Below are 699 nucleotides of genomic sequence, written 5' to 3'. Positions count from 1 at the left end.
CCTCTTGGACGCCGAGACCAGATCGATCTGCGCAAACGGATCCTCGCGATTTTCCCGACATTGACGACTCGAGGATTGCTTTTCGACCGGGATGTCGAAGTGCTGTACCTAGCTGATAGCGACCTTCATGCCAAAGACGTGGCAAGTCGTCAGATGCAGGTCGAAGCGATAGTCGGAAAGCCCGTTGTTCTGAGACTGGAAGCAAGGTGAGCGCGCCTCGGTACTCAGCGGGTCCACTGCATTGCCGGAACCCGCAATGACCGGGTGCGCGAACTGCTAACGCCCGCGATCTCCCAAACCGTGATCGATGCTTTTTTCCAGCCCTTTTATATCTTTTACGGCTTCCGGCATCTGCTGCGAAAAAGCTTCACGCACCACACCTATGGTGCCTAACGGATATCTGACCTCGACGTTCTGGCCTACCAGTGAAGCCGGATCCGCGCCTGCCAAAAGACCGCGCTCATGAGAAATCACCTGATCGGCAGACACCCGTTGCAAGACCGTTTCTCCCGAGACCGCCTCGATGCGGCCGACATAGGATTCGCCAGTAACCGGGCGTGCGATCGCGTCTTTGTCACTTCCATGAGCGGCGCGATATTCATCGATATTCTGACCGTCCAAATATTGTGATTTTTCATTGTCGGTCAAATAAGCAGGCGACGAAAAACCAGCCCTATCAAGATCATGACTAGCGCGATA

The 699-nt window shown here is 54.6% G+C and carries 2 protein-coding genes; one reads left to right on the top strand and one right to left on the bottom strand.

Features of this window, described 5'->3' with window-relative positions:
* Positions 1 to 210: hypothetical protein (locus ABQX22_RS26650; protein WP_349802852.1), on the top strand; the 210-nt coding region annotated here is incomplete at its 5' end.
* Positions 211 to 276: 66 nt separating this feature from the next.
* On the opposite strand, the gene ABQX22_RS26645 is transcribed toward ABQX22_RS26650, so the two are convergent.
* Positions 277 to 699 (bottom strand): KfrB domain-containing protein (locus tag ABQX22_RS26645; protein ID WP_349802851.1); only part of this gene is annotated, 423 nt, incomplete at its 5' end.

The organism is Xanthomonas sp. WHRI 1810A, assembly GCF_040202885.1.
GTDB lineage: Bacteria > Pseudomonadota > Gammaproteobacteria > Pseudomonadales > Pseudomonadaceae > Aquipseudomonas.
The sequence above is the reverse complement of the archived record's forward strand: the minus strand, read 5'-3'. Positions and strand labels throughout refer to the sequence as shown.